This window comes from Gilliamella sp. wkB308 (genome assembly GCF_001690185.1).
Lineage (GTDB): Bacteria > Pseudomonadota > Gammaproteobacteria > Enterobacterales > Orbaceae > Gilliamella > Gilliamella apicola_I.
Map to the genome: position 1 here is coordinate 84,876 of NZ_LZGN01000034.1, position 26,055 is coordinate 110,930.

At 36.3% G+C, this 26,055-nt stretch carries 24 protein-coding genes and 1 tRNA gene; 4 read left to right on the forward strand and 21 right to left on the reverse strand.

Annotation, left to right across the window (positions count from 1 at the left end; translation table 11 throughout):
- Positions 1–62: 62 nt before the first annotated feature.
- Complete coding sequence (gene dnaJ / locus A9G10_RS05000) at positions 63–1,196, forward strand: molecular chaperone DnaJ (RefSeq protein WP_065558515.1); 1,134 nt, start codon at positions 63–65, stop codon at positions 1,194–1,196.
- Positions 1,197–1,728: 532 nt separating this feature from the next.
- Here the strand turns inward: dnaJ and grcA are convergent.
- Positions 1,729–2,112: an autonomous glycyl radical cofactor GrcA gene (grcA, locus tag A9G10_RS05005; RefSeq protein WP_065558516.1), complete on the reverse strand. Its 384-nt coding sequence runs from the start codon at positions 2,110–2,112 to the stop codon at positions 1,729–1,731.
- A gap of 202 nt (positions 2,113–2,314) precedes the next feature.
- On the opposite strand from grcA, the gene ung reads away from it, so the two are divergent.
- Positions 2,315–2,992, forward strand: a complete 678-nt coding sequence (gene ung / locus A9G10_RS05010; protein WP_065558517.1) for a uracil-DNA glycosylase — start codon at positions 2,315–2,317, stop codon at positions 2,990–2,992.
- Positions 2,993–3,130: 138 nt separating this feature from the next.
- On the opposite strand, the gene A9G10_RS05015 is transcribed toward ung, so the two are convergent.
- Positions 3,131–3,490, reverse strand: coding sequence for a DUF805 domain-containing protein (locus A9G10_RS05015; protein WP_065558518.1), 360 nt, complete (start codon positions 3,488–3,490; stop codon positions 3,131–3,133).
- 260 nt (positions 3,491–3,750) lie between these two features.
- Here A9G10_RS05015 and upp point away from each other — a divergent pair, with 260 nt between their 5' ends.
- Together upp and A9G10_RS05025 are read left to right on the forward strand one after the other, a co-directional pair.
- Positions 3,751–4,377, forward strand: coding sequence for a uracil phosphoribosyltransferase (upp, locus tag A9G10_RS05020; RefSeq protein ID WP_065558519.1), 627 nt, complete (start codon positions 3,751–3,753; stop codon positions 4,375–4,377).
- A gap of 86 nt (positions 4,378–4,463) precedes the next feature.
- Positions 4,464–5,732 carry a uracil-xanthine permease family protein gene (locus tag A9G10_RS05025; RefSeq protein WP_081299062.1) on the forward strand — a complete coding sequence of 423 codons (1,269 nt, stop codon included), beginning with the start codon at positions 4,464–4,466 and terminating at the stop codon, positions 5,730–5,732.
- A 630-nt stretch (positions 5,733–6,362) separates the two neighbouring features.
- On the opposite strand, the gene lysS is transcribed toward A9G10_RS05025, so the two are convergent.
- From lysS to atpB, 19 genes are all read right to left on the reverse strand, one after another.
- On the reverse strand, positions 6,363–7,877 hold the full coding sequence (lysS, locus tag A9G10_RS05030) for a lysine--tRNA ligase (RefSeq protein ID WP_065558520.1): 1,515 nt from the start codon (positions 7,875–7,877) through the stop codon (positions 6,363–6,365).
- A gap of 30 nt (positions 7,878–7,907) precedes the next feature.
- Positions 7,908–9,006, reverse strand: a protein-coding gene (gene prfB, locus A9G10_RS05035; RefSeq protein ID WP_143425957.1) for a peptide chain release factor 2 whose coding sequence is annotated in 2 segments (ribosomal slippage) — positions 7,908–8,930 and positions 8,932–9,006 — 1,098 coding nt in all. Because the reading frame shifts where the segments join, the coding sequence is not laid out codon by codon here.
- Positions 9,007–9,173: 167 nt separating this feature from the next.
- Positions 9,174–9,800 (reverse strand): Fe-Mn family superoxide dismutase, encoded by a 627-nt coding sequence (locus A9G10_RS05040; protein ID WP_065558522.1) that lies wholly within the window; start codon positions 9,798–9,800, stop codon positions 9,174–9,176.
- A 516-nt stretch (positions 9,801–10,316) separates the two neighbouring features.
- A complete protein-coding gene (locus A9G10_RS05045; protein ID WP_065558523.1) occupies positions 10,317–11,045 on the reverse strand; it encodes a type 1 glutamine amidotransferase in 729 nt (242 codons plus the stop codon).
- 211 nt (positions 11,046–11,256) lie between these two features.
- Positions 11,257–11,332, reverse strand: a tRNA-Asn gene (locus A9G10_RS05050).
- A gap of 95 nt (positions 11,333–11,427) precedes the next feature.
- The gene (locus A9G10_RS05055) at positions 11,428–12,003 is read right to left on the reverse strand and encodes a YiiX/YebB-like N1pC/P60 family cysteine hydrolase (RefSeq protein WP_065558524.1); all 576 of its coding nucleotides are present in this window, start codon (positions 12,001–12,003) and stop codon (positions 11,428–11,430) included.
- Complete coding sequence (locus A9G10_RS05060) at positions 11,987–12,574, reverse strand: biotin transporter BioY (RefSeq protein ID WP_065558525.1); 588 nt, start codon at positions 12,572–12,574, stop codon at positions 11,987–11,989. The genes A9G10_RS05055 and A9G10_RS05060 overlap by 17 nt, the downstream gene beginning before the upstream one ends.
- A 151-nt stretch (positions 12,575–12,725) precedes the next feature.
- Complete coding sequence (locus A9G10_RS05065; RefSeq protein WP_065558526.1) at positions 12,726–13,358, reverse strand: MBL fold metallo-hydrolase; 633 nt, start codon at positions 13,356–13,358, stop codon at positions 12,726–12,728.
- Positions 13,359–13,362: 4 nt separating this feature from the next.
- Positions 13,363–14,766: an MFS transporter gene (locus A9G10_RS05070; protein ID WP_065558527.1), complete on the reverse strand. Its 1,404-nt coding sequence runs from the start codon at positions 14,764–14,766 to the stop codon at positions 13,363–13,365.
- A 370-nt stretch (positions 14,767–15,136) separates the two neighbouring features.
- Complete coding sequence (locus tag A9G10_RS05075) at positions 15,137–15,916, reverse strand: TatD family hydrolase (protein ID WP_065558528.1); 780 nt, start codon at positions 15,914–15,916, stop codon at positions 15,137–15,139.
- 8 nt (positions 15,917–15,924) lie between these two features.
- Positions 15,925–19,149, reverse strand: a complete 3,225-nt coding sequence (gene recC / locus A9G10_RS05080; RefSeq protein WP_218837337.1) for an exodeoxyribonuclease V subunit gamma — start codon at positions 19,147–19,149, stop codon at positions 15,925–15,927.
- A 381-nt stretch (positions 19,150–19,530) separates the two neighbouring features.
- A complete protein-coding gene (locus A9G10_RS05085) occupies positions 19,531–19,956 on the reverse strand; it encodes a F0F1 ATP synthase subunit epsilon (protein WP_065558530.1) in 426 nt (141 codons plus the stop codon).
- A gap of 26 nt (positions 19,957–19,982) precedes the next feature.
- The gene (gene atpD / locus A9G10_RS05090) at positions 19,983–21,365 is read right to left on the reverse strand and encodes a F0F1 ATP synthase subunit beta (RefSeq protein WP_065558531.1); all 1,383 of its coding nucleotides are present in this window, start codon (positions 21,363–21,365) and stop codon (positions 19,983–19,985) included.
- Between the two features lie 49 nt (positions 21,366–21,414).
- A complete protein-coding gene (atpG, locus tag A9G10_RS05095; protein WP_065558532.1) occupies positions 21,415–22,284 on the reverse strand; it encodes a F0F1 ATP synthase subunit gamma in 870 nt (289 codons plus the stop codon).
- 14 nt (positions 22,285–22,298) lie between these two features.
- On the reverse strand, positions 22,299–23,840 hold the full coding sequence (gene atpA / locus A9G10_RS05100) for a F0F1 ATP synthase subunit alpha (RefSeq protein WP_065558533.1): 1,542 nt from the start codon (positions 23,838–23,840) through the stop codon (positions 22,299–22,301).
- Positions 23,841–23,851: 11 nt separating this feature from the next.
- Positions 23,852–24,385: a F0F1 ATP synthase subunit delta gene (atpH, locus tag A9G10_RS05105; protein WP_065558534.1), complete on the reverse strand. Its 534-nt coding sequence runs from the start codon at positions 24,383–24,385 to the stop codon at positions 23,852–23,854.
- A 13-nt stretch (positions 24,386–24,398) separates the two neighbouring features.
- Positions 24,399–24,869, reverse strand: a complete 471-nt coding sequence (gene atpF, locus A9G10_RS05110; RefSeq protein ID WP_065558535.1) for a F0F1 ATP synthase subunit B — start codon at positions 24,867–24,869, stop codon at positions 24,399–24,401.
- 24 nt (positions 24,870–24,893) lie between these two features.
- Positions 24,894–25,121, reverse strand: coding sequence for a F0F1 ATP synthase subunit C (atpE, locus tag A9G10_RS05115; protein WP_370632135.1), 228 nt, complete (start codon positions 25,119–25,121; stop codon positions 24,894–24,896).
- 34 nt (positions 25,122–25,155) lie between these two features.
- Positions 25,156–25,938 carry a F0F1 ATP synthase subunit A gene (gene atpB, locus A9G10_RS05120; protein ID WP_065558537.1) on the reverse strand — a complete coding sequence of 261 codons (783 nt, stop codon included), beginning with the start codon at positions 25,936–25,938 and terminating at the stop codon, positions 25,156–25,158.
- Positions 25,939–26,055: the final 117 nt, after the last annotated feature.

The window sequence follows — 26,055 nt, forward strand, 5'->3', positions numbered from 1 at the left end:
AACGGGCGCGAGGTAACTCAAGCCCGTTTAGTTGTTTATGCAATAAAAAATAAAGGTTAATTATGGCGAAGAAAGATTATTATGAAACATTAGGCGTGAGTAAAAGTGCCAGTGAAGCTGAGATAAAAAAAGCCTATAAACGCCTAGCCATGAAATATCATCCTGACAAAAATCAGGATAATAAAGCTGAAGCAGAAGCGAAATTCAAAGAAGTTAAAGAAGCTTATGAAGTATTAACCGATGCGCAAAAGAAAGCGGCTTATGATCAATATGGTCATGCAGCCTTTGAACAAGGGCATGGCGCAGGCGGCGGTGGTTTTGGTGGCTTCGGTGGTTTTGGCGGCGGTTCTGCATTTGATGATATCTTTAGTGATTTCTTTGGTGGTGGTCGTGGACGTAGTCAAACTTCCTCACGTGGCGCAGATCTGCAATATAATATCTCGTTAACACTGGAAGAAGCTGCTGCAGGTGTCAGCAAAGAGATAAAAGTACCGACTTGGGTAATTTGTGATGTTTGTCATGGACAAGGAACTGAAAAAGCCTCAGATGTAATGACGTGTGAAACCTGTCATGGTGCAGGCGTGGTACAAATGCGACAAGGTTTTTTTGCTGTGCAGCAAGAGTGTCCAACCTGTCATGGTCGGGGTAAAGTGGTAAAAAATCCATGTAAAAAATGTCATGGTGAAGGACGCGTTCAGAAAACTAAGACCCTTTCTGTAACGATTCCTGCCGGCGTTGATACAGGTAGTCGTATTCGACTTTCCGGTGAAGGTGAAGCAGGTTTAAATGGCGCACCAGCTGGTGATTTATATGTTCAAATGCAAATTAAACCACATGCTATTTTTGAACGTGATGGTACTAACTTACATTGTGAAATTCCAATTAATATTGCTTTAGCATCGTTAGGTGGAGAAGTAGAAGTACCAACACTAAATGGTAAAGTAAGCTTAACTATCCCTGCTGAAACACAAACAGGTAAAGTGTTCCGCTTACGAGGTAAAGGTGTTAAATCGTTACGTGGAAGTTCCATTGGTGATCTTTATTGCCATGTGGTTGTTGAAACACCAGTTAATTTAACCAGTAAACAGAAGGAATTGCTTAAAGAGTTAGGTGAAAGTTTTAAAGCCGATAAAAGCTCTAAGCACAGTCCAAAAGAGAAGAGCTTTTTTGATAAAGTGAAGAAGTTTTTTGGTTAAAAAAAACGATTTATTCATAAACGAGATTAGTTTTGCTAATCTCGTTTTTTTATACTTTTATCTTAGGTTTGATTTTATTGGATGCTATTACCATCATATTTAAACATACTCTTTATTATCTACTTACTTTTCGCTCTTTTAAGCGATATATCTTCTCAAATTTATTAGTATAGCTCTGTATAAATGCTATTAATAGGTATCCTTCAAAAAGCAATTAAATCTATTGAGATATCGATCGATTTGATTAATTAGAAGAGGCAATTAATGCAGCTTTAGAAACTAATAAAAACAGAATTCATTGCCAGAATATAGTTAACAGTTGTTAGAAGTAGGTTGTGGCTTGGTAAAGATGAGGTATTAGCCATTTATCTTGCTCAGTATATCGCAAGACAAAATAAGATGCTTTCTATATATTTAATGTGATTTCGTTCCAATTTGATCACACGATTGAGGCTAGATTGATTGAGCTGAAGGATAACAGATAAAAATAAACCCAGTAAGTACTGGGTTTATATAATGTGTTATCAAAAAATTACATTTTAGTTGTAAATGTACGAGCGATAACGTCGCGTTGTTGTTCTGCTGTCAATGAGTTGAAACGTACCGCATAACCAGAAACACGAATAGTTAATTGTGGATATTTTTCTGGGTGTTGTACAGCATCTTCAAGCGTTTCACGACGAAGTACGTTAACATTTAAATGTTGTCCACCTTCAACTTTGATAGTCGGTGCAACATCTAAAGGAATTTCACGATATTCAAACTGACCAAGTTCAGCTGTTGGAATGACTTGATCTTCTTTATATACTGATTTAGCTGCGACACAACGCGCTTCATTAGTCGAGTCATCTAATAACCAAAAAGAATTAAGAAGTGCTGAGTTGTCAGCTTTAGTAATTTGGATACCTGTAATCATTTTAAAACCTCCTATGAGCGTTATTGCCCCTAAAATATTAGGGTTAATATAACACTTATATAATTTGATTAAAGTCAAAAAAAGCTATTAATACGATAAGCTGTACCTTTTATTTAACTTTTATAGCGCTATAGGTTATGATTAGTAAAAATGAGAAATTTTTAGCAAGATATATTAAGTAATTTTACGGCGTGGACAAACTATGACAACACAATTAACATGGCATGATGTTATTGGTACTGAAAAAGACAAACCCTATTTTCAAAAAATCATGCAATTTGTTACCGCTGAGCGTAATAGCGGTAAAATCATTTATCCTCCTCAACACGATGTATTTAATGCATTTCGTTTTACTGCTTTTAATGACATCAAAGTTGTCATTTTAGGTCAAGATCCTTATCATGGACCGAATCAAGCACATGGACTTTCTTTTTCCGTGTTACCGGGAGTTAAACCTCCTCCTTCATTATTAAATATTTATAAAGAGTTATCTACCGATATTCCTGGTTTTCAGATCCCATCTCATGGTTATTTAGCATCTTGGGCGACTCAAGGGGTACTTTTGCTTAATACGGTATTAACGGTGGAAGCTGGTCAAGCTCATTCACATGCCAAAATAGGTTGGGAGACTTTTACCGATAATGTTATAGCGGCTATAGACAAACATCTTGAGGGAGTGGTGTTTTTGTTATGGGGATCACCTGCGCAAAAAAAAGGGCAATTTATTAATCGGCAAAAACATCATGTATTAACTTCTGTGCATCCTTCACCTTTATCAGCCCATCGTGGATTTTTAGGTTGTAAACATTTTTCCAAAGCTAATAATCTTATTGTCCAACAAGGTAAAGCAGCTATTGACTGGCAACCTAAATTACCTTGAAATTAGACAGAATTATATAAATTATTTGGTTTTTTGAAAGCGATTTAGAAGTGAAGTTAAACTAAAAATAGTCAATACGATCATGTGGTGTTAATATTCTCATCAGATTCGCTGATGAGAATAAAAGAATAAAAAAACTTACTGAATCCCTTTAGGATTTTCGCCATATTGGTTGCTACCAGGTGTTGAATCTGTAGCTAAAAAGACGATTAAAATAATACCACCAACAAGAGGAATAAGAGCGATCAACATGAGCCAGCCTGATTTATTTGTATCGTGTAAACGACGAGCAGTTACAGCAAGATTAGGTAATAAGCTCCCAAATGCAACGATAAGATATAAGATAGCGCTTAAAGCTTCAGAAATAAAACCTATCACAATAAGATTCACAGCTTGTATAATTACTAAGAATAAAATAAACATCCAGTACTCTTGACGACGAGCACGGCCATTAAAATTAACATAATTTTTTGTAAAACAATTGATAAACCAATTCATCCTATTTCTTTCCTATAAAATTTAATAATTAACAATTAAAAACCACCTTACTAAGGCGGCTGGTTATTCTAATCAAAAAAATTACATAAAACAAATTTTTCATCAATTTTATACTTTTTACTTATTATTATCTTTTTTGGTTTTATAAAACTTAGCAATTTAATTTGAGTTTTCTCTCGCTTCTATCTATGTTAAAATCACCCCTCAGTGGTTATTTAAAGTGACCAAAATCTTTCAGCAAAATAACACTGAGGCCCTCCATGAAAATAGTTGAAGTTAAACACCCTCTTGTACGTCATAAAATCGGTTTAATGCGCGAACATGATATTAGTACTAAAGACTTTCGTGCGCTTGCCAGCGAAGTTGGTAGTTTATTAACTTATGAAGCCACGGCTGACTTACCTACTGAAAAAGTGACCATTGAAGGTTGGTGTGGACCCGTTCAAATTGAGCAAATCAAAGGTAAAAAAATAACTGTAGTACCAATCCTGCGTGCCGGTTTAGGTATGATGGATGGTGTGCTTGAGCATGTGCCGAGTGCTCGTATTAGCGTCGTTGGGTTTTATCGTAATGAAGAGACCCTTGAACCAGTGCCTTATTTCCAAAAATTAACGTCGGACATTGCGGAACGAATGGCTTTGGTTGTTGACCCTATGCTAGCAACGGGTGGATCAATGGTGGCGACGATTGATTTATTAAAACAAGCAGGGTGTAAAAACATTAAAGTATTAGTTTTAGTGGCTGCACCTGAAGGTATCAAAACATTAGAAAAAGCACATCCAGATGTTGAACTCTATACTGCATCCATTGATGAACGGTTAAATGAACAAGGTTACATTTTACCAGGACTTGGCGATGCTGGAGATAAAATATTCGGCACTAAATAAAATTTCATTTTTTAAACCGGCTTAGCCGGTTTTTTTATGCTTAAAAAATGAGTTTAAAAGATTAAGTTGAAGTGGAGATGATCAACATGTCAAATAAAATAAATAATAAACAAAAATATAAAACATCACAGGAGAAACCTGCTTGGCAAGATATTTTTACTGGTGCACAAATGCTCTTTGTTGCTTTTGGTGCGTTAGTGTTAGTGCCGCTATTAACTGGGTTAAATCCTAATGTCGCATTGTTTACAGCGGGTATAGGAACGCTATTGTTTCAACTCACAACGAAAGGCAAAGTACCGGTATTTTTAGCTTCCTCATTTGCCTTTATTGCACCGATCTCATTTGGTGTAGCTCAATGGGGGATTCCTGCAACTTTGGGCGGATTGGTTGCAGCAGGATTTGTGTTTATGTTTTTTGCTTTATTAGTCAAACTAAATGGTAAACATGTTATCGATCGTATTTTACCGCCAGTGGTAACTGGTCCTATTATTATGGTCATTGGTTTATCTCTTGCGCCTGTCGCAGTGGGTATGGCAATGGGTAAAGATAGTGGTCTTCAGGTTAAGGATTATCAATTAATTATGATTTCAATGGCCTCATTATTGACAACGCTAATTGTGGCAATTTGGGCGAAAGGATTTTTCAAACTTGTTCCAATTATTGCAGGTATTGTCGTTGGTTATGTGATGTCTTGGATAATGGGTATTGTCAACTTTCAACCGGTTATTGATGCGCCATGGTTTAAGATACCGGATTTCACTTTTCCTGAATTTCATTGGCAAGCTATTTTATATATGATACCTATTGTTATTGCACCAACGATTGAGCACGTTGGTGATATCATGGCGATTAGTTCTGTTACTGGCAAAGATTATACTCGTGAACCGGGATTACAACGCACACTCTTGGGGGATGGGTTAGCAACTTCGACTGCAGGCTTTTTTGGTGGACCGCCTTGTATTACCTATGCAGAAGTAATTGGGGCAGTTACCTTAACACGAAATTTCAAAACTCGTGTAATGACATGGGCAGCAATTTGGGCAATTTTAATGTCATTTATTGGTAAAATCGGCGCATTTTTGAGTACTATCCCAACTGTTGTTATGGGCGGAATTATGGTGCTTTTATTTGGTTCGATTGCATCCGTTGGCATTAATATATTAATTAAGCATAAAGTTGATCTTTCCGTCTCGCGCAATATGTGCATTGTTTCATTAGTGCTGGTATTTGGTATTGGTGGGATGATTTTTGATTTTGGTTCTTATGCATTGCAAGGGATAAGTTTATGTGGCATTTTAGCTATTTTATTAAATTTAATCTTATCTTATCCGAGCAAAACAGTCAAAACTGATTAAGATCAGTTAATATCACGGTTAACGAATTAATCGTTAACCGTGATAAATTAAACTAAAGAAAGGGCGCGATATTTTCATAAAATACGTCATTCATTTATCGATAAAAAGTGAGTAGACATTCACTTTTTTAGTCTCTGGTTAATGACAAATGACATGTTATTCGTCGTTTTTCTTAGTGAATAAGAAACCTATCCTGATTTTAACATTTATACTATTTTAATATTTAGTCTCGATTTTATTGCGATGAATGACTGAGATTATGATCCATTTCTATTTGGGTTGGTAAGCAATAACTTATTTAATCTTTGTAGGTTTTAAGAAATATCATTATTTTTGGGGTATTTTCTTTTAAATTGATTCAATTTAAAAAACAGTGAATTGTTGAAATACGCTTGATTAAGATGAACTCTCATTTTTAGTTGCATGAAAAACATTATTTTTAATTGGTATCCAAAGTTAGTAATGGCTTACTTATTTAATAATCAATTGATAAATATAATATTGTATCTATTTTCGGAGTGGTAGTAAGTTAAATTAAAAAATATTATTTAGATATATAAGAGATATTTGCATTGGAATAAAAAACTCACTTATTTATTGAGATAAGTGAGTTTTCAATAGTAGAGTATCTTATTTTATTGGACGCATGGTTGGGAATAAAATGACATCACGAATAGTATGACTATTCGTAAATAACATCACCGTTCGGTCAATACCAATGCCTAATCCAGCTGTCGGCGGTAAGCCATGTTCTAAAGCCGTAATATAATCTTCATCATAGAACATTGCTTCATCATCACCGGCATCTTTTTGTGACACTTGATCAGCAAAACGTTGAGCTTGGTCTTCCGCATCGTTAAGTTCTGAGAAGCCATTGCCAATTTCACGCCCACCAATAAAGAACTCGAATCGGTCTGTGACAAATGGATTTTCATCATTTCGACGAGCCAGTGGTGATACTTCAGCAGGATATTCGGTAATAAATGTCGGTTGAATCAGATTGGCTTCAGCAACCTCTTCAAAAATTTCAGTCACAACTCGACCAAGTCCCCAACCTTTTTCAACTTTGATACCTACTGCATTAGCAATAGCACATGCTTTATCAAAATCATCTAAATCAGCATTATTGGTTTCTGGACGATAATGACAAATGGCTTCACGCATAGTCATTTTAATAAATGGTTTACCAAAATCGAAGGTATGTTCACCATATTGAACAACGGTATTACCCGTGACAGCGATTGCCAGACGGCGGAATAATGCTTCAGTTAGCACAATCAAATCTTTATAATCGGCATACGCCATATACATTTCCATCATGGTAAATTCTGGATTATGTCTTGGCGATACCCCTTCATTACGGAAGTTACGATTAATTTCAAAGACACGTTCAAAACCACCAACAACCAGACGTTTTAAATAAAGTTCTGGTGCGATACGTAAGTACATATCTAAATCAAGGGCATTATGATGTGTAATAAAAGGTTTTGCTGACGCCCCACCTGGAATAACTTGCATCATCGGAGTTTCAACTTCCATAAAGTGATTTTCAAGCATGAAATTGCGAATTTCAGTTACCACTTTTGAACGAGCGATAAATGTATTTCTCGACTCTTCATTTGTGATGAGATCCAAGTAGCGTTGACGATAACGCATCTCTTGGTCTGCAAGCCCATGGAATTTATCCGGTAATGGACGAAGTGCTTTAGTTAATAAGCGAATTTCTTCACAGTGAATAGAAAGTTCGCCAGTTTTAGTTTTAAATAAATAACCTTTAGCACCGACAATATCCCCTAAATCCCATTTTTTAAATTGCTCGTTATAAAAATTTTCGGGAAGATCATCTCGTGTTACATAAAGTTGAATTTGCCCAGCAACGTCTTGCAAAGAGACAAAAGAAGCTTTACCCATTATACGGCGCATCATCATTCGACCGGCAACAGTGACGGTAATTTTATTCTCAATTAATTCTTCGTTGGTTTTATCGTCATACAATTTATGAAGATCACTTGAAATAGCATCACGACGAAAGTCATTTGGGAAAGCAATGCCTTGCTCGCGAATATTTGCTAGTTTTTCACGACGTATAGTTAGCTCGTTATTAAACTCTTCAATATGGTTTTGTTGCTCTTGCTGTGTTGACATAATTTTACCTTTTATTTATCACCAAGCGGTTTATAAACCTGCTTTTAAGCTTTCTTCAATAAATTGATCTAAATCACCGTCTAAAACGGCCTGAGTGTTGCGTGTTTCAACGCCGGTACGCAAATCTTTGATTCTTGAATCATCAAGCACATAAGAACGGATTTGACTACCCCAACCGATATCCGATTTGTTCTCTTCCATCTGTTGCTTTTCAGCATTTTTCTTCTGCATTTCAAGTTCATACAGTTTTGCTTTTAACTGTTTCATTGCTTGATCTTTATTACTATGCTGAGAACGATTATTTTGACACTGGGTAACAATTCCCGTTGGTATATGTGTAATTCGAACAGCAGATTCGGTTTTATTGACATGCTGTCCACCAGCACCTGATGCCCGATAGACATCAATACGAAGATCGGCAGGATTGATATCGATATCAATATTATCATCAATTTCTGGATAGACAAAAACAGAAGCAAATGATGTATGACGGCGATTACCCGAATCAAAAGGACTTTTTCGTACTAAACGGTGGACGCCCGTTTCGGTACGTAACCAACCGTAAGCATAGTCGCCTGATACTTTGATGGTTGCAGATTTTATTCCTGCAACATCGCCATCAGATACTTCCATGACTTCTGTTGTAAAGCCTTTAGATTCTGCCCAGCGTAAATACATTCGCAGTAACATTTCAGCCCAATCTTGTGCTTCAGTACCTCCAGAACCTGACTGAATATCTAAATAACAATCTGCACTATCATAATCGCCTGAAAACATTCGACGAAACTCTAGCCCAGCCAGTTTTTTTTCTAACTGTTCAAGCTCTAGATTTGCTTCATTAAACGTATCTTGGTCGTCGGCTTCAATAGCAAGTTCAAGCAAACCTTCAACATCGTCAAGGCCTTGAGTTAAAGAATCTATTGTATTGATGATTTCATCAAGCGTTACCCGCTCTTTGCCTAACGCTTGTGCTTTTTCGGGATCTGCCCAGACTTCTGATTGTTCTAATTCGGCATTAACTTCTTCAAGTCGCTCTTTTTTTAAATCATAGTCAAAGATACCCCCGAATCACATCAGTGCGCTCGGTAAGTTCGGCTATTTTGGATTTTATCGGATTAATTTCAAACATGTATTATTTAGTTCGGTTTTGCGATTTTCAATTAATCGCCCATTGTAGCGGATTTAAGTATAATTTAGCAATTGCCAATTTGCAGATACGATGATTGGTAAATAATACTATAAATAAAAATGACGCATTAAGCGTCATTGATAATTGATTAACTATACTAAAAACAGTTATTTTTTTGCTTGAGCGTATAATTCAGCAACTTTATCCCAATTAATTACATTCCAAAATGCCCCAATATAATCAACACGACGATTTTGGTATTTTAAGTAATATGCATGTTCCCAAACATCTAAGGCTAAAATAGGCGTACCTGAAACACCTGAGAATTTTTCGCCCATGACAGGAGAATCTTGATTTGCAGTTGAAACTACTTCAAGTTTACCATTTTGTAACACTAACCACGCCCAACCAGAACCAAAACGGGTTGCAGCGGCTGCTGAGAATTTTTCTTTGAATGCATCTACAGAACCGAAATCTTTTTCAATAGCTGCTTTAAGTTCACCTTTAAGCTCGGTACCAACTTTAAGTAATTCCCAAAATAGGGTGTGATTAACGTGACCACCCACATTGTTTTTGATACCTGTTAGTTTATCAGCTGGCACTTTATCTAAATTTTTAAGTAAAGTTTCAGGACATAATTCTTTAAGTTCTGCCGGTAAAGTCTCTAAAAGCGCATTTGCATTATTGACGTAAGTTTGGTGATGTTTGTCATGATGAAGATGCATCGTTTCCGAGTCAATATACGGTTCTAACGCGTCATAAGCATAAGGTAGAGGTGCAAGAGTGTAAGCCATGAAGATACTCCTTTCAAAAATTAGATATTCGTTATTGCTATATTTTACAGAGTATACGGTCAAATTGCTTATCTCACAATCTATTGTTTGAATAGTTCAGAACTATTTAACGATCGAATAATCAATAAATCAAATTGCCTAATTGACAAAACCTCCTGCCAATATCTTTCCCAACCTTATGCCAAATTGAAAAGAGTGGATTAAGTTTTATGATAGAAACATTGAGTTTTTCAATTACTATGCGCAGATTGGTCATTTTGTTATATTGAAAATATATATCAACATCTTTTAACTGTCTTAATAAAACCGATTGATGTTTTTTATGAGAGTAGCAACATGAATGATTATGACTATCGACAATACTAAAAGACCTACGATTTTCCACCAATTAATTTTACGTTTTAAGATAAAATACTCTTTACCTAATTTTAACCTCAATTTACTTCGTTTTTCGGGGTTGTCTACTTTTAATATTTAGCATAATTTCGAACAACCAACCATGAACGATAATATAATTTAATTTGTGGAAGCAGACAGATAGTATTGACTAAGCTTATCCAAAAAAACAAAGAGTTTATAATTCATTTTACTATAATCATGTAGGCGTAATTTTTCTTCTGTATCAACAAAACGATATTTAGCCGCTTGACTAAGGTCATTTTGCGAGTGGGCAATCAACTTTTCAACTACCTCATGTGTTAACTCCATATGACATTGGAAACCATAAACCAATTTGCCATAAGCAATAATTTGCCGAGGACAGCCTTCACTATAAGCAATAATTTGCGCATTTTGCGTTAAACCAGGCATATCATTGTGCCAGTGACCTACTGCTAGCGTATCGCCAAAATGAGAAAAAAGCGGATTTTTTTTGCCTATTTCCGTTAAGGTAATGGGGAATTTACCGATCTCTTTTTCAGGACTATGCTCAAAATGTGCACCTAGTGCTTCGCCAATTAATTGGGAGCCAAGGCAAACGCCAATAACGATTTTATTCGCTTTAATTGCTGATAAAATGAAGGTTTGTTCTGCTAATGAATCAAAATGTGCACACTCTCGTTTAGTTGTAGCAGGGGATTGTGGACCGCCCATAATAATAAGAAAATCAATATTATCTATCCTTTCAGGAAGTGGCTCACCCAGATAAACTCTTGAATAAGTAACCGTATGAAGATGTAACTTAGCCCATTGTTCATAAGCGCCTGGTGCTTCAAACTCTTCATGAAGAATAAAATGGATATGCATGAGTAAAAATTTCCTTACTTATTAATTTAACAATAACATTATAGATAAATTTTGAACATTTAAAGTGTTATCAAAAGTATTATGGGTAACTATATTTTTAAAATATTATTAACCATTTTGCATTAAACACAATATTAAAATTTGAAAAGGAGTGTAATTTGTTGGAAATAAAAAAAACCTGCTATGAGCAGGTTTTAACAATTCGGTAAGTTGGCTCCTCCAACAGGACTTGAACCTGTGACATACGGATTAACAGTCCGCCGTTCTACCGACTGAACTATGGAGGAACCGAAATGTAGCGCGCATATTATAGATTTAATGGCGTTATGTCAATAGTTAAATTGTATTAAATGCTTTTTCGTTTTAATAACCTCCCTTTATTTTATTCAAGTGTTAGGATTATCTTGAATAATTCCGTTTGCCTTAAGAGTTGTTGAGGGTGAGATCCAAGCTGTTGTTCTGGGATCTTCTCTTTTAGCGAATGATAATATTCGATCCAATATGGTAAAACTTGATGAGTCGTTAAATCTCTAAAATTCATCGGGTATAAAGCAAAATAACTTTCATTGTGTTCGTTTCGAAAAGCGTAGGTAATGAGTTCACTGCAATAGAGTCCAGCTGTATTTGGACGAAAGCTATGGTTGTAAGGTAGACCAATACATGTTTTAGCTCGCTTAATGGCATTTTCAATCAACCCTAAATTATCAATTCGACCAATGATATTAAATTGCGCTGCATCGATAAAATGCGTCAGCGTTTGGTCAATGACCCCGTATTTTGGCGTTGCTTCAATAACGATATTATTTCCAATATATAATCCTACATGATTGATATTATTGGTTAACTCATCCAAGTTACGTGTTGCGCCTGAACAGGTGACTGCATCATTAAAGGCATTAACCTCGTTCAGACATTGAAAAATAATATCGCCTTTTTTTAAATCAGTGATTTTTAGCACGGTAACGCCATAAAAGGAACATGACTGAAGTTGCTATGATAAACTTAAGTGCATCAAATCCAGCAAAAGGGAGATATCCGAGTTTTATTGCTTCAATGAGGCTAATATGTAAATAACCAGCTAAATAAAGAACGCCAAACACAAAGATTAATAAATGTGCACAAGCGAATGCGATTAATCCTAAAATAAAATGGCGATCATAACCTTTTTCAGCGGCAAAGCCGGCTAAATAAGCACTAAATACCGCCCCATATAGATAACCGGCAGAAGGGGAAAGAAAAGCTATCATGCCACTACTTCCGTTGGCAAACAATGGTAATCCTATTGCACCTAAAAAAAGATATTGAATTATTGCTAATGCACCTAATTTACGTCCTAAAAAAGCACCAATAAGGAGTATAGCTAACGATTGTAAAGTAAAAGGAACAGGATAAGTTGGAATGCTAATGTTAGCGGCTAGTCCTAATAATAATGCCGCACTTGTTGTTACAAAGAGTTTTCGTTGCCAAGAGGATAGCTTAAATAGTGTTGTAATAAAGGTTGGATAATACGGGGTAACTTGATGTTTCATAATAATTATACCTTGCTTTGATAAGTAAATATTTTGCTAATAATAACGCAAAGTTTTATTATGTAAACTGATTTTTTATGGAAAGGTTTACTTTTGAGAGGGTTATCACACTCTATGAAAAATGAATGTGATAACAACAGTAATATTTTGATTAAACTAAGAAAGGATTATTAATACGCTCGTGACCAAAACTAGACATAGGGCCATGTCCAGGAACAAAAACGAAATCATCACCAAGTGGTAATAGCTTATGTTTAATTGAAGAAATCAAATCGGCATGATTGCCTCTCGGAAAATCCGTTCTTCCTATACTACCGTTAAATAACACATCACCAACAAAAGCGATTTTATCAGGATGATTAATAAAAACGACATGACCGGGTGTATGGCCTGGGCAATAAAGTACATCGAGTGAAATATTGCCGACTTTGATTTTATCCCCTTCTTTTAACCAATGATCCGGTAAAAAGGGTTCAATATAAGGAAAACCAAATTGAATACATTGCTGAGGTAATCCACTAAATAAAAATTCATCTTCTTGATTTGATCCGATGATTTTTACATCATAATGTTTTGCTAATTCTACAGCCGCGCCAACGTGGTCCAAATGTCCATGCGTTAATAGGATTTGTTTAATATTCACGCCCAGTTTTTCCACGGCTTTTTTGAGCAATTCGGGTTCACCACCGGGATCGATAAAGGCTGCATCCTTTGTTTCATCACACCAAATAATGCTACAATTTTCCTGAAAAGCAGTAACCGGAATGATTTGGTATTGAAACATATTGTTATCTCCTTGTTTCTTGATGATGAGCAGTTAAGTTTTGCCCATCTTGTTTTTTTAAAGCTGCAAACACAATGCTAGAAAGTATTGTGATAATTCCTAATATCATAAAAGTAATTTGGAAAGACTTAATGGTAGCGGTTTCCTCACCGACTAACCTAACAAGCACAGCACCTAAGGCGATACCGAAGCTAATAGCAAGTTGTTGGTTTACCGCCATTAAACTATTTCCACTACTGGTTGTTTCACCTTGTAAATCAGCTAAAGTGATACTGTTCATTGCCGTAAATTGTAATGAATTGGTACAACCAATGCAAAAAAGTAATAGACACATCAGGATGATCGGAGTGGATAAACTTAATTGTGACATTAATAAAATGAACGTCCCAGCCAATATAGTATTACCAATCAAGACGTTTCGATACCCTAATTTAGCTAAAATTGTAGGAATAAATGATTTAATTGCCATTGAAGCTAACGCCATAGGAATTAATATCATTCCTGCTTCAATTGCTGAATAACCAAAGCCAACTTGTAATAGTAATGGAATTAAAAAAGGAACCCCTGAAATACCTAATCGACTAATCAAATTACCGATAATACCGATTTTAAAAGTGCGAATACTAAATAAGGATAATGGAAATAGAGGGGTAGTTGCTTTTTGAGCGTAGAATCGATAACCAAACAGAAAGATTAAACTTATTATTGCCAGAAATAGAGAAATATAACTACTTTGTCCCTCACTTAACAGTTCCAAACTTAACGTGGCACTAATAAATGTTATGGCAATAATGACAAAGCCCCAAAAATCAAAATAGATGCGTTCACCTTTAAGGTTTGGCATATATTTCCAAGCAATAATGATCCCGGCAATACCAACAGGGATATTAATTAAAAATACCCAATGCCAACTGATCATTTCGGCTAAATATCCGCCAAGAACAGGGCCAATTACAGGGCCTACCAACCCTAAAATGGATGAGGTATTTAGCGCTGATAAAAATTCATTACGCCGATAAGATTTGATTAAGACTAATCTGGAAACGGGTACCATCATTGAACCGCCAATACCTTGTATAACCCTTGAAATATCCATAAAAATAAGGGTGTTTGATAGGGCACAAGACAGCGATCCCGCTGTAAAAAGAAACACGGCAGTCACAAAAACATTTTTAGTTCCAAAGCGATCGGATAATAAACCACTAATTGGAATAAACAATGCTAAAGTTAATGCATAACAGATTACCGCAGATTGCATATTTAAGGGGGATTCATGAAGATCTTTAGCAATCGAGGGGAGTGCCGTATTTAAAATTGATGTATCGAGTGATTGCATTAAAAATGCGACTGCCGCAATCCAAGGCAACATTCGATATACCATAGGGGATAATTGAATATCATTGCTCATTATAGTGATTACCTATTATTGTTGCGATGATAGTTTTAAGGCTATCAATAAGATGATAGAAGACAATTTATCTCATATTACCTCGAAACGACTTTGTCGTCGATGAAATAAACCAGAAAGCATAATTAATTTAAGTTTTCTTTACAGTGAATTGGTGATACTTATCGGTTTGGATTTGATCGGTTTATCTTATCAATAATTGGCAAGAAATAGATGACGATTACGCATATTAATATTCATAGCGTAAATAAGCGGGTTAGAGACACAATCGCAGGATTTAAAAATCGATTTTAACCAGTCAAAAAAAACTGCCTTGTATCGCTAATGTTTGGCGGTGATAATCCACATATAATTATAAAGTTATTTATAATTAATGCTTCAAATGATTGATTCGACTAAATAGTGTTAAGGTATTAGATAAGATTGTACGAAGTATTTCTGGTTGGGGTTCTTTGCGTAATTGGCTTAAAATATTAAATATTTCAATGATATATTCTGGACGATTAATTTGACCTTGTCGACCACTTAATGGCATATCGGGGGCGTCCGTTTCAAGTACAAGACTTTCTAAAGGCAGTTGGGCGATGGTTTGGCGAGTTTTATTAGCGCGCGCGTAACTTATCACTCCTCCGACACCAATATAATAACCAAGTTTTACAAATTGCATCGCTTGTTGATAACTGCCCGAAAATCCATGTATTACCCCCCGACACGGTAAATTTGCTTGATGAAGTTCGTGGTACATAATGTCATGCGTTTTACGTGAATGAATTAATACGGGTAAATCATATTTTTTAGCCAAGGTAAGCTGTGCACGAAAATAAAATAGTTGTTGTTGCCAATCAACGGCAAGATTGTATTTATCCAGACCAATTTCGCCCATTGCTACTAATTTTTTGGGGTTTTTATTAATAATATCGGATAATTTTTCTAAATCTGATTCTGTGTGTTGATAAATGGGATGTAAACCAAGCGCTGCATAAACTTCATTATATTGTTCGGCAAGGTGTAATACTGTATGAAAATGATTCGCAGAGACAGCGGGCACAAGGAGCGCATCAATTTTTGCTTGCTGTATTTTTTCAATAGAATCAGCGATATCTGCGGTAAAAATGGGAAAATCAAAATGACAATGTGTATCAATAAACATAATGCCTCCTATTTTACCTTTTCTTGATGTAATAAAATGGGTAATAAAAATTGTCGAGCTGAATAAATAATCTGCTCAATAAGTGGATTGGTTAATTCAGGATATAATCGGGCATAATAATTATCACATTCTGCTGAATTGAATCCCCCTCCTTGCCAAGTGTTTTTAAGTTGATTGATAGCTTTTTGACTGATTTCAATCTCATTTGTTTTAGAATTATACGCGGATACTAACCAGTTCCACGCACTTTGAATTGGGAAGAGTAACGGTTGATTAATACCTTGCAAATAGCCTTCGATTAAAGTTGTTAAAATAATTTGTGCTTGCTCAGGGTTTAAATATTCAAAACGCCATTCACTCTCTTCCCGACCATAGATACGACTATAACTATTCGTGTTTTCTGGATTGGAGATGCAATAAATAAGATGATCGATCCATAATGTTATGCCATCACGGATCGAAAGTTTCGATGGTCGCCATGTTAAAATTCCATCCTCTTGAACATGGGTTAACCAGCCTTGCAGTATGTAATGTTGTCCATTAGCAAAAAGGGTTAAATTGACCTCTTCGGCAGTTTGTATCAGGCGTTCTTGGCAAATTTTATTCGCTAACGATTGCATAGATTCATTTTGTTCATCATAAATAATCTGACCAAAGGCGCCGTCTGGTAACTCGCCGGTTAATGCTAATCGATGATACAAATCTGATTCTTGGATAGTGTGATCAATTAATTGATTTAAAATTTTTAAATTAAGCTGGTATCGTTCAAAATTATCCAGATTAAAATTTTCAGCATCCGGTAAAGTATCATCAAGATAATTAATATAGAAATTGAATCGTTTTTGTAAAAAAAATCTTATGGAGTGTTGATAGAATCGTTTTAATTCATCAAGACTAATGTTATCAATCGTCATCGCCGAAATATCACTAATGAAGGATTGACTTTCACCTTGCTGTTGTGCTGCCGGTAGCCATTCATTGGCATAGCTTTTAGGCGAATTTAAATAATTTTGAGGATTAAATGGTGTGCGCGTATGTATGACACGTAAATTATCGAAACCGTTTGTACTATCTTTGGTATTATCATAGTATTGAACGATATAGTCCCATAGTTCATCAATTAATACTGACGGATAACGTTCAGTATTATCTTTAATTTCTCGCCCAATATAACTCATGTAGAGTTGTTTTTGAGCAGATAAAATTGCTTCTAAAAAAAGATACCGATCATCTGTGCGACGACTTCGATCCCCTCGTCTTGGGTACTGAGCAATCAAATCAAAATCAAGCGGTAGCGATGTTCTAGGATAATCACCATCGTTCATGCCTAATAAACATACCACTTTAAAGGGAATCGAACGCATTGGCATCATAGTACAAAAATTGATTTTGCCCACTAAAAAGCGATGAGCTAAATGATTTTGTTCTAAACGTGATTGCATTGCATCATGTAAAATAGTCATCGATATGTTATCCGCAAAATTTGCTGACAATCCACTGTCAATCAGCTTTTGCCACTCGTCTTGAATCATCAATAAAATAGATTCACGTTGTTCATTACTAATAAAAAAATCATTGAGTAATTCAAGGCAACAACTTTGCCATTCAACTAAAGGTTTGGCTTGACTTAACAATGTTGCCCATTTACAGACTATACTAATAAATTCAGCTAATTGACCAATCAGTTCAGCATCCAAACCGGTTGCGCCGTCATACGGGAGTATTTGTTGCCAGCTTCCTTGCTCACTGCTCATCGTATAACCAAGCAATAAACGTTCAAGTCCAAATAACCAACTGTGGGCATTTTCAAGACCATAACGAATACCCGATTCAATGATCCATGTCCTTAAAAGCGTTAATTGTGATTCATTGATCGAAAATTTTTCCGCAATTGCTGGGATCTCCAGTAAATTAAATAACTCTTCTGCCGTAAATCGACTTTGAGGAAAATTTAAAATCGCAAAAAATGCTTGCACAATGGGATCAATATTTCGAGCTTTCTGATCGGAAATAGTGAAAGGTAAATAACGTTGACCTTCAGCATTACCAAAAACGGCACGAATATAAGGGATGTATTTATCAATATCTGAAACCATCACAATGCAATCACGTAACTCTATGGTTGGATCAGCATCAAAGACAGATAGTAAATAGTCATAGAGTACTTCGACCTCACGCTGTTCGCTATGGCATGCATGAAACGAAATTGATTTATCGGTTGAGTCAATGTGAAGTGCTGTTTTATCTGACGGATATAGCTCCAGTATATCTTGCTGAATAGCGTGTAATAAACAAGTGCGATCGTGATCAACAAACACATCAATATCTTGTTTGTTTTGGAATTCCTGTAATAAAAATAAACAATCCCGTCCTAGTTTACCCCATGACGTTAGAAGTGAATTTGGGATTTTATCGGGTGTATTTTGTATGTCAGTTAGCTGTTTTTCGACAATATCTCCCCAATACCATTTGCAAGGATTGTTAAACATCAAATGCACATCGATATGTTTTCCAAGTGCTGAGAGTAGCGAAAGATAAATGGGTGGAAGGGAAGTAATACCAAAAATGAAAATACGGTTAGGTAACGTGTTTAATTTTTTTTTATCAAAATGATCATCCAATAAGATATCAAGCATTTGTTGGTAGATATTTGCACGGTGATACGGTTGACTAATGGCTATTAATTGTCTCCACAGTTCCGCTTGCCAAATTTCATCGGGATGATGATTTAATTCGACCACGGTTTTATTCGATTCCCATTTTGCTAGCCAGTCAGGGCGATAAACTAAGTACTGATCGTATAAACGAGCAATACGTGTTGCCAGTTGATATAACTTCCTTTCTGTTTTATCTATATTGAGATAATGTTTGAGTGCACTAAATTCCGGCTTATCAATGAGTTGAGGCAGTAAATAAAATAGACGCCAAGTCATGGCTTCAGGATTAAAACTGTTTTCAATCGGCGAATCCGGTAATAAAGATTGATAAACTTGCCAGATAAACTGAGTTGGATAAGGAAAAGCAATGTTTGCCACAATACCAAGTGCATCAGCAAGCTCGATCTGCAACCATTGCGCCATGCCTTGGCTTTGCACAATCACCATATCGGGCATGAACACATTTTCTAATGGTTGTCTTTGCATCAATTCACTCACCAATGATTTGAGCAGATCGACTTGATTTGAATGATAAATGGTAAACATAGTCGCTTTAAATTCGAAAAGATTATTCAAAATTATCGCTGATAGTGACTAATAAATCTAGTAGCCTATCTTCATAGAAAACAAATTTTGGGTCTTTATAATTTTAAACTTAATGGGTATCATTAAAGAAAAACACACACAAAACGTTCATTATTTATCTTAATCAAAGTAAATTTTGCAGTTTGCTGAACGTATTCTCATATTTAATTATTTTTATTTATGACATAAAAATTTAACAATATAAAAAAAGATGAGTTAATTATTCAATTCAATTACAAAAGTAATAAACGGTTTTACTTCACAGTGTGAATATGAAAACTTGTCGTTATTGGGGTACTGAACAGGACTATTGGAAAAGCAGAAAAGATTACAAAACTAATTTTTGTAACCTTTTTGATTTTAATAACGAAACTATTGTCCAATACGGCGTGTTAATTCGATAACACGCATTTTAGCTAAAGCTTTTGACAATTCAGCAGAGGCTTGTGCAAATGACATATCATCACTTGGATGATTAATATGTTCTTGGGCACGTCTGACTGCTTCTTGTGCTCTGGCTTCATCTAAGTCTTCGCCTCGAATAGCCGTATCCGCTAAGATTGTTACTATATTGGGTTGAACTTCTAATATACCACCCGATAGGTAGATAAATTCTTCTTCACCATTGAGTTTCACAATACCTACCATACCTGGTTTAATGGTGGTAAGCAGTGGTGTATGACCCGGGTAAATACCAAGTTCACCTTCAATACCTGTGACTCTGATTCGCTGAACATCACCCGAAAATAGGTGAGATTCAGCACTAACAACTTCTAATTGATAGGAAGTTAGTGCCATAATACTATCTCCGTTCAATGAATCTCTTACAGAGATTTCGCTTTTTCAATCGCTTCATCGATTGAACCAACCATATAGAATGCTTGTTCAGGAATGTGATCATAATCACCGTTCATGATGCCTTTAAAAGCACTGATTGTATCTTTTAATGGCACATATTTACCCGGTGAACCAGTGAACACTTCGGCAACGAAGAATGGTTGAGATAAGAAGCGTTGAATTTTACGTGCACGAGCCACGGTCAATTTATCGTCTTCTGATAACTCATCCATACCAAGAATAGCGATAATATCTTTTAATTCTTGATAACGTTGTAAAATTGATTGCACGCCTCGTGCACAATCATAGTGTTCTTGACCAACAACCAATGGATCTAATTGACGACTGGTTGAATCAAGTGGATCAACCGCAGGATAGATACCTAATGAAGCGATTTGACGACTTAATACAATTGTTGCATCTAAGTGAGCAAAGGTTGTCGCTGGTGATGGGTCTGTCAAGTCATCGGCTGGTACGTATACGGCTTGAATTGATGTAATTGAACCCGTTTTAGTCGATGTAATACGTTCTTGAAGGATACCCATTTCTTCGGCTAATGTTGGTTGATAACCTACTGCTGATGGCATACGACCCAATAGTGCCGATACTTCTGTTCCGGCTAAGGTATAACGATAAATATTATCGATAAATAAGAGTACGTCTTTACCTTCATCACGGAATTTTTCAGCCATCGTTAACCCAGTCAATGCTACACGCAAACGGTTTCCAGGTGGCTCATTCATCTGACCATAAACAAGCGATACTTTATCAAGTACGTTTGATTCTTTCATTTCATGATAAAAGTCATTACCCTCACGAGTACGCTCACCAACACCTGTAAATACTGAGTATCCAGAATGTTCGATAGCGATGTTACGGATTAACTCCATCATGTTAACGGTTTTACCTACACCTGCACCACCGAAAAGACCGACTTTACCCCCTTTTGCAAAAGGACAAATTAAGTCGATAACTTTAATACCGGTTTCAAGTAACTCAGTTGAGTTAGCTAGTTCTTCATAGGTTGGTGCTGCACGGTGAATAGCCCAGCGCTCTTCTTCGCCAATTGGGCCTGCTTTATCAACAGGATCACCAAGTACGTTCATAATACGACCTAGTGTTTTAGTACCTACCGGTACTTCAATACCGTGCCCTGTGTTGACGACTTTAAGTCCACGTCTTAAACCATCAGATGATCCCATTGCGATACAACAAACAACGCCACCACCTAATTGTTGCTGAACTTCCAGAACTAATTTTTCGGCGCCAGTTTCCACTTCTAATGCATCATATACCTTTGGTACTGCATCTTCTGGGAATTCGACATCAACCACCGCACCGATGATCTGGACAATCTTTCCAGTAGCCATTTTTATTCCTCTACGTCTTTTTCTTAACTATAAGCCAATATATTTAGCATTAACCTGAAACAGCAGCTGCGCCCGATACAATATCAATCAATTCATTGGTAATCGCACCTTGACGTGCTTTGTTATACACAATTTGTAATTCATTGATTAAATTTGCACCATTATCGGTTGCTGCTTTCATGGCCACCATTCTTGCTGCTTGTTCACTCGCTAGATTTTCTACCACAGCTTGATAAACCTGTGATTCAATATAACGACGTAAAATCACATCTAAAAGCGATTTAGCATCAGGCTCATAAATATAATCCCATGTTGAAGCAGTGAGTTTTTTATCTTCTGAATGTGGTAATGGTAATAATTGCTGAATAGTCGGTTTTTGCGACATGGTATTAATAAATCTATTCGTTGCGATATATAATCTATCAATTTTCCCATTATCATACGACTCAAGCATCGTTTTTACTGGACCTATCAAATCAGATAATTCTGGTTCATCACCTAAATTAGTCACTTGGGTTAAAATGTTTGTTTTTACTGATGAGAAAAACGAAACCCCTCGTGAACCAATTAATGCGACATCTGCTTCTACACCTTTTTCCTGCCATGCTGACATATCAGCAACGACAGTTTTAAAAAGATTGATATTTAAACCACCACATAAACCACGATCGGTTGAAATAATAAGATAACCAACTCGTTTTACATCCCTTTCTTCTAAATAAGGATGTTTGGCACCTATTTGAGCTAACGCTAAATGTCCAATTACTTCACGAATCATTTCGGCATATGGGCGAGAAGATGCCATTCTATCTTGCGTTTTACGCATTTTGGAATTGGCAACCATTTCCATTGCTTTTGTGATCTTTTGCGTACTTTGGATACTGGCAATTTTCGTTCTGATCTCTTTTGCATTAGCCATTTGTTACCTCACCCTTACCAAGTTTGAGTTGATTTAAAGCTATCAAGCATTGCTTTTAACTTACTTTCAATCTCATCATTGTAATTGCCTGTCTCGTCAATCTGTTTAACAAAATCGGCATATTGACTATGCGCATAAGCTAGTAGTGCTGCTTCAAATGGTAAAACCTTAGCGAGTTCAACATCTTCAAGATAACCACGCTCTGCTGCATAAAGAACAATTGATTGTTCAGCAACTGTCATTGGTGAGTATTGCTTTTGTTTCAATAATTCTGTTACTTTTTCACCATGACTTAATTGGTTTCTTGTTGCTTCATCTAAATCAGATGCAAACTGAGAAAACGCAGCTAATTCACGATATTGTGCAAGGGCTGTACGAATACCACCAGATAATTTTTTCATTATCTTAGTTTGCGCAGCACCACCTACACGAGAAACCGAAATACCCGGATTAACCGCAGGACGGATACCAGAGTTAAACAAGCTGGTTTCTAAGAATATCTGACCATCAGTAATTGAAATTACGTTGGTTGGTACGAACGCTGAAACGTCACCAGCTTGGGTTTCAATAATTGGTAGCGCCGTTAATGAACCTGTTTTACCTTTCACTTCACCTTTGGTGAACTCTTCAACATACGCTTGGTTAACACGTGCTGCACGTTCAAGTAAACGTGAGTGAAGATAGAACACGTCACCCGGATAAGCTTCACGTCCAGGTGGACGACGAAGTAACAATGAAATTTGACGGTAAGCAACTGCTTGTTTAGATAAATCATCATAAACAATTAACGCATCTTGACCACGATCACGGAAGTACTCGCCCATTGCACAACCTGCGTACGGCGCTAAGTATTGTAATGCCGCTGATTCAGAAGCGGATGCAACAACAACAATGGTATTTTTTAGTGCACCATGTTCTTCAAGTTTACGTACAACATTGGCAATGGTTGATTGTTTTTGACCAATGGCAACATAGATACATTTAACACCTGAGTTACGTTGGTTAATAATTGCGTCGATTGCTAATGCGGTTTTACCGGTTTGTCGGTCACCGATGATAAGTTCACGTTGACCACGTCCGATAGGAATCATTGAGTCAACGGCTTTATAACCCGTTTGTAATGCTTGGTCAACCGATTGACGGTCGATAACACCAGGGGCGACGACTTCAACAGGTGAAAACCCATCATGTTGAATTGAACCCTTACCGTCGATTGGTTCACCAAGGGTATTAATAACCCGACCTAATAGACCATCGCCGACAGGTACTTCTAAAATACGACCAGTACATTGTACTTTCATCCCTTCGGATAGATCTTCGTATGGTCCCATAACGACTGCACCGACAGAATCTCTTTCAAGGTTTAACGCCATTGCGTAACGATTTCCTGGTAGTGAAATCATTTCACCTTGCATGACATCGGTTAATCCGTGGATTCGAAGGATACCATCACTTACCGATATGATCGTTCCTTCATTGTGAGCGTTACTCACAATATTGAACTGAGCAATACGCTCTTTAATTAGTTCACTTATTTCAGTTGAATTTAGCTGCATTATCAGTCCCCTTAAGACTGTAGAGCGTCATTTAATCTTGTTAAACGCCCTCTGATACTACTATCAATAACCATATCGCCCGTACGAATAATAAAACCAGAAATGAGCGATGGATCAATATGACATTTTAGTTTTACTTTTCGTGATAAACGTTTTTCGACAGCGATAGAAATCTTATCAAGTTGTTCGTTAGACAGTGCTTGTGCCGAAATGACATCGACATCAGCTTGAGCTTCTCTCTCTGAACAATATTGTTCAAACAGTGTTAGCACTTCGGGAAGAAGTGATAACCGTTTGTTTTCAGACATAATCTTAATAAAATTAGTACTAAACTCATCTAATACATCTTTACAGATATTGATGAGTAAATTAGCAACCGAATCGGCTTTCATGTCAGATGTCAAAATACTGCGAATTTGCTCATTTTGACTAACTTCAGATGTTAGCACTAACATTTTATGCCAAGATTCGATGTTATTTTTTTCTACCGCAAACTCAAAAGCAGCTTTAGCATAAGGGCGAGCAATTGTAATTAAGTCTGCCATTGCTCTAGTCTCCTTATAATTCAGCTACGAGTTTATCAATGATGTCGCTATTTGCGGCTTCATTAACAGAGCGTTCAATAATTTTTTCTGCACCAGCAATAGCAAGTGTAGCGACTTGTTGTTTAAGCTCTTCTTTAGCTCGTTTACGTTCAGCCTCTACTTCAGCAAATCCTTGCGCAACAATTCGTTCTTTTTCTCGAATTGCTTCTTGTTGTGCTTCTTCAAGAATAATTGCTTTGCGTTTATTGGCTTGCTCTATAATTGCATTAGCCTCAACCTTAGCCTGTTGCATTAAGTCAGATGTATTTGCTTTGGCTAATTCCAAATCTTTTTTTGCTGTTTCTGCTGAAGCAAGTCCATCAGCTATCTCTTTTTGACGTTTTTCAATCGCAGCGATAACAGGAGGCCAAACAAACTTCATACAGAACCAAACAAACAATACAAATGTTATTGCTTGGCCGAGGAGAGTTGCGTTCATATTCATGAGACGATTCCTCTTAGATTTTTATTAGCCGGCAACAGCAAAGATGATATAAAGCGCAATACCCACACAAATCATTGGGATCGCATCCACTAGCCCCATAACAATGAAAAATTGAGTTCGTAACATAGGGATTAATTCTGGTTGACGTGCTGCACCTTCTAAGAATTTACCACCTAGTATACCGATACCAATCGCGCCCCCTACAGCAGCTAATCCCATCATTATGCCTGCGGCTACATATAAAATTTCCATTATATACTCCAGTTTAATATAAAAAATATTGAAATTAATGTTCTTCCGTTGTCGATGCCATTGCTAAATAAACGATCGTCAACACCATAAAAATAAAAGCTTGTAATGTAATAATTAAAATATGGAAAATGGCCCACGGTAAAGATAATACCCATTGTGACCACCAAGGTATTAATGCCGCAATTAAGATGAAAATAAGTTCACCTGCATACATATTACCGAAAAGTCGTAGACCTAAAGACAGTGGTTTAGCTAATAGACCGACAAGTTCAAGTACTAAATTGATTGGTGCAAATGCCCAGTGATTAAAAGGGTGAAGGGTGTAATCTTTGATAAACCCAGAAATTCCTTTGTACTTGATAGAATAGAAGATAATTAAAATAAAGACGCCTAAAGCCATTGACATTGTAATGCTGACATCTGCTGTTGGCACTACTCTTAAATGAGATAAACCTAAATATTGTCCTGCATAAGGGAGGAAATCAACCGGGATAAGATCCATGAGATTCATAAAAAAGACCCAAATAAATACCGTTAATGCTAACGGTGCAATGAGCTTGTTTTGACCAGTGAACATGTCTTTGACAGTATTATTAACAAATTCAAAGATCATCTCGACAGCACATTGTAATTTACCTGGTACCCCACTTGTTGCTTTTTTGGCAACACGATGAAAAATCCACAAGAAAATGACACCAAGAAAAATTGAAAAAAACAATGAATCAAGATTAAAGGTCCAAAAACCTGAACCTACTTGTAAGTTTTCAAGATGGTGCTTGATATAAGCTTGTGGCGAAGCCGGAGAGGAAACTGCCATATAACCTTCTTACTTATTCCTAAAAATAAAAAATATTACAATGTTTTATCTATATTAAAAGGTATAGACAATCGCTGTAATAACCCTAAGCTAGTATTTTAAACCCAATTACCTATA

Bases quoted from the DNA above. Each gene is read 5' to 3' on its own strand.
- dnaJ (WP_065558515.1), top strand. From the start codon at position 63: ATGGCGAAGAAAGATTATTATGAAACATTAGGCGTGAGTAAAAGTGCC.
- atpB (WP_065558537.1), bottom strand. From the start codon at position 25,938: ATGGCAGTTTCCTCTCCGGCTTCGCCACAAGCTTATATCAAGCACCAT.
- atpD (WP_065558531.1), bottom strand. From the start codon at position 21,365: ATGGCTACTGGAAAGATTGTCCAGATCATCGGTGCGGTGGTTGATGTC.
- upp (WP_065558519.1), top strand. From the start codon at position 3,751: ATGAAAATAGTTGAAGTTAAACACCCTCTTGTACGTCATAAAATCGGT.
- A9G10_RS05015 (WP_065558518.1), bottom strand. From the start codon at position 3,490: ATGAATTGGTTTATCAATTGTTTTACAAAAAATTATGTTAATTTTAAT.
- atpA (WP_065558533.1), bottom strand. From the start codon at position 23,840: ATGCAGCTAAATTCAACTGAAATAAGTGAACTAATTAAAGAGCGTATT.
- atpF (WP_065558535.1), bottom strand. From the start codon at position 24,869: ATGAATATGAACGCAACTCTCCTCGGCCAAGCAATAACATTTGTATTG.
- A9G10_RS05060 (WP_065558525.1), bottom strand. From the start codon at position 12,574: ATGAAACATCAAGTTACCCCGTATTATCCAACCTTTATTACAACACTA.
- A9G10_RS05045 (WP_065558523.1), bottom strand. From the start codon at position 11,045: ATGCATATCCATTTTATTCTTCATGAAGAGTTTGAAGCACCAGGCGCT.
- A9G10_RS05065 (WP_065558526.1), bottom strand. From the start codon at position 13,358: ATGTTTCAATACCAAATCATTCCGGTTACTGCTTTTCAGGAAAATTGT.
- A9G10_RS05070 (WP_065558527.1), bottom strand. From the start codon at position 14,766: ATGAGCAATGATATTCAATTATCCCCTATGGTATATCGAATGTTGCCT.
- A9G10_RS05025 (WP_081299062.1), top strand. From the start codon at position 4,464: ATGTCAAATAAAATAAATAATAAACAAAAATATAAAACATCACAGGAG.
- atpG (WP_065558532.1), bottom strand. From the start codon at position 22,284: ATGGCTAATGCAAAAGAGATCAGAACGAAAATTGCCAGTATCCAAAGT.
- atpH (WP_065558534.1), bottom strand. From the start codon at position 24,385: ATGGCAGACTTAATTACAATTGCTCGCCCTTATGCTAAAGCTGCTTTT.
- ung (WP_065558517.1), top strand. From the start codon at position 2,315: ATGACAACACAATTAACATGGCATGATGTTATTGGTACTGAAAAAGAC.
- A9G10_RS05075 (WP_065558528.1), bottom strand. From the start codon at position 15,916: ATGTTTATTGATACACATTGTCATTTTGATTTTCCCATTTTTACCGCA.
- grcA (WP_065558516.1), bottom strand. From the start codon at position 2,112: ATGATTACAGGTATCCAAATTACTAAAGCTGACAACTCAGCACTTCTT.
- atpE (WP_370632135.1), bottom strand. From the start codon at position 25,121: ATGGAAATTTTATATGTAGCCGCAGGCATAATGATGGGATTAGCTGCT.
- A9G10_RS05040 (WP_065558522.1), bottom strand. From the start codon at position 9,800: ATGGCTTACACTCTTGCACCTCTACCTTATGCTTATGACGCGTTAGAA.
- A9G10_RS05085 (WP_065558530.1), bottom strand. From the start codon at position 19,956: ATGGCACTAACTTCCTATCAATTAGAAGTTGTTAGTGCTGAATCTCAC.
- lysS (WP_065558520.1), bottom strand. From the start codon at position 7,877: ATGTCAACACAGCAAGAGCAACAAAACCATATTGAAGAGTTTAATAAC.